Origin of the sequence: Sphingobacterium sp. T2 (assembly GCF_000814685.1) — a bacterium.
Classification (GTDB): Bacteria; Bacteroidota; Bacteroidia; order Sphingobacteriales; family Sphingobacteriaceae; genus Sphingobacterium; species Sphingobacterium thermophilum.
Genome location: NZ_JXAC01000289.1, coordinates 1 through 3,133, shown reverse-complemented (window position 1 = coordinate 3,133; position 3,133 = coordinate 1). Strand labels below are relative to the sequence as shown.

At 43.2% G+C, this 3,133-nt stretch carries 2 protein-coding genes; both read left to right on the top strand.

Translation table 11 applies throughout. The annotated features are described in order from the left end of the window. Nucleotides 1-10: 10 nt before the first annotated feature. The gene (locus SD31_RS14185) at nt 11-2,197 is read left to right on the top strand and encodes an ATP-dependent helicase (protein WP_082021988.1); all 2,187 of its coding nucleotides are present in this window, start codon (nt 11-13) and stop codon (nt 2,195-2,197) included. A gap of 128 nt (nt 2,198-2,325) precedes the next feature. Continuing rightward, complete coding sequence (locus SD31_RS14180; protein ID WP_410528275.1) at nt 2,326-2,934, top strand: DUF4290 domain-containing protein; 609 nt, start codon at nt 2,326-2,328, stop codon at nt 2,932-2,934. Nucleotides 2,935-3,133: the final 199 nt, after the last annotated feature.

Below are 3,133 nucleotides of genomic sequence, written 5' to 3'. Positions count from 1 at the left end.
GCCTTGGCAGATCTCAGGAAAGACACGTGTAATCACTTATAGGGTAGCCCATCTTATTCGTAAAGGCGTAGATCCATTCAACATTCTGGTGCTAACATTTACTAACAAGGCAGCCAAGGAGATGCGCGAGCGTATCATGAATGTGGTGGGAGCCGAAGCAAAGAACATATGGATGGGTACGTTCCACTCTATTTTTGCACGTATCTTACGTGTAGAGGCGGAGCTTATAGGTTATCCGAAGAATTTTACCATTTATGATACGGACGATACTAAAAGCTTAATCAGAGCCATTTTGAAAGAAATGAATCTGGACGATAAGCTGTATAATGCCAACTATGTGTATGGTCGTATCTCTGCTGCCAAGAACAACTTGATATCTCCACAGGAGTACAATAGAAATGAAGCCTTGCTGGCGGAAGACCGCGAAAACGGACGTCCACAGATGGGACAGATTTATATGACCTATGCCCAGCGTTGCTACCGCGCTGGCGCGATGGACTTCGATGACCTGTTGTTCAAAACCAACGTGTTGTTGAACAAATATCCAGAGGTATTGCACAAATATCAGCATCAGTTCAAGTACCTGATGGTAGATGAGTATCAGGATACCAACTTTTCGCAATATCTTATTGTGAAGCGTCTGGCTGCAGTACACGAAAATATATGCGTAGTGGGAGATGATGCACAAAGTATCTATGCTTTCCGTGGTGCTAACATTCAGAATATTTTAAACTTCCAGAAAGACTATCCGGATGTTAGGGTATTCAAGTTGGAACAGAACTACCGTTCGACAAAGACTATTGTCAATGCAGCAAACAGCATCATTGCCAACAATAAAAATCAATTGGAGAAGAACGTGTTCTCCGAAAATGAAGAAGGTGAAAAGATAAAGGTGGTACGTGCCTTCTCCGACAATGAGGAAGGAAAACTGGTTGCTGAGGCTATCTTACAGGAAAAGGCTTTGAAATCGTTGAATTTTAAGTCCTTTGCTGTCCTGTATCGCACCAATGCGCAGTCCCGCGCCATAGAGGAGGCTCTCCGTAAATTGAATATTCCATACAAGCTGTACGGAGGTACATCGTTCTACCAACGCAAAGAAATCAAGGACCTGATAGCCTACTTCCGACTGACATTCAACCCGAATGATGAGGAAGCACTAAAGCGTATTATCAACTATCCACGTCGTGGAATAGGTGATACAACCATAGAGAAGATTATCGTGGCTGCAGACCGTAATCAGTACCGGTTATGGGATGTGGTGGCCAATGCACAGATTTTTTTGGATGGACGTAGTGCTACCGCCGTTCAGAATTTTGCTACGATGATTCAGAGCTTTCAGGCTGTAGCAAGCCGCTCCAACGCTTTCGACACAGCGATGCACATTGCACAGCATTCCGGTATCCTGAAAGACCTGTATGAGGACAAGTCCGTCGAAGGTCTTGCACGCTATGAAAATATACAGGAGTTGCTGAACGGTATCAAAGAGTTTTCCGAACGTGAAGATATCGAAGAGAAGGGATTGGACGTATTCCTTCAGGATGTGGCCTTGCTGACCAACGACGACAACGACAAAGATCCTAATGCGGATACAGTGTCGTTGATGACCATCCACGCTTCGAAAGGATTGGAGTTTCCTGTGGTATTTATCGTCGGCTTGGAAGAAAATCTGTTTCCGTCACAGATGTCGTTGAACTCACGTAGTGAGCTAGAAGAGGAACGTCGTCTCTTTTATGTTGCGGTAACACGTGCTGAGAAAAAACTGCATCTTTCATATGCTACGTCACGCTACCGCTGGGGAACGCTCAATACCTGCGAGCCTAGTAGATTCTTGGATGAGCTAGATCCACGCTATCTGGACTTGGATTTCAAACCTAGAGCTATGCATGCCGACGAAGGGTCATTCAAGACAGATAGGATAGCTTGGCAGACTAAGGGGGATGATATGTTCAGTAAGCCTAAACCGGTAAAAACTACTGCCATCCTGCCGAAGGCGCACATCCCTACATCGGGCTTTGCACCGTCGGATATGCGTAAAATACAGGTAGGTATGGAAGTGGAACATCAGCGCTTTGGCTTTGGTAAGGTTGTTAACTTAGAAGGTACTAATCCTGACAACATGAAAGCAACTATTTTCTTCAAGGAGTTGGGACAGAAACAATTGTTACTTAAATTTGCAAAACTTAGAATAGTTGATTAATAATTATATCTTTATCTCAAAATAAGAACTTAACGTTAACAATACGTTTAATATCATATATGAATTTTGATTACAACAGTACTCGTCCGAAATTAATTTTGGCCGAATATGGTCGGAACGTACAAAATATGGTAGAATATATTTGTACGGTGCCAGACAGAGCAGAACGTAACAGATTGGCACAAGTGGTCATCGACATGATGGGGGTGCTCAATCCACATCTTCGTGATGTTGCCGATTTTAAACATAAACTTTGGGACCACCTTTACATCATTTCTGACTTCAAGATTGATGTGGATTCACCATATCCTATTCCTACCAGAGATGAGGTGCGTCATAAGCCGGAGCCACTGCCTTATCCGCAGCACAAGATTCGTTTCAAGCATTACGGCTTCATTGTCGAGGAGATGATCAAGAAGGCTATCTCCATGACCAACGAGGAGAGCAAGGCTAAAATGACGTTGGGTATCGCCAACTTTATGAAAATGGCCTATGTGACATGGAATAAGGATTCTGTCACTGACCAACAGATTATCGAAGACCTTAAAGAGCTTTCCCAAGGGCAGCTTATCTTGCCGGAAGATACGGTACTTACGAAGCTTGAATTCAAGACGCCGCCTCCGGGCAACCGTGTGAAGAATACGCAGGCTGCCAATAAAAACCAGCAACAGGCGGCAGGCAACAAGAAGAAGAAAAACGATAAAAAGAAAACAAAGAATAATAACCACAAGAAATAAGTAGCTTTAATAACTAGTTATTTGGTAGCAAATAAGTAACTAATCTTCAAGTTGGTTACTTATTTCGTTTAATAAACATCCATTGTCTATGAATGCATTTGAAATACACGGCGGTAAGCGATTAAAGGGAGAGATCATTCCTCAAGGAGCGAAAAACGAAGCGTTGCAAATCTTGTCGGCTGTACTGTTAACCGAAGAG

Bases quoted from the DNA above. Each gene is read 5' to 3' on its own strand.
- SD31_RS14180 (WP_410528275.1), top strand. From the start codon at position 2,326: ATGGTAGAATATATTTGTACGGTGCCAGACAGAGCAGAACGTAACAGA.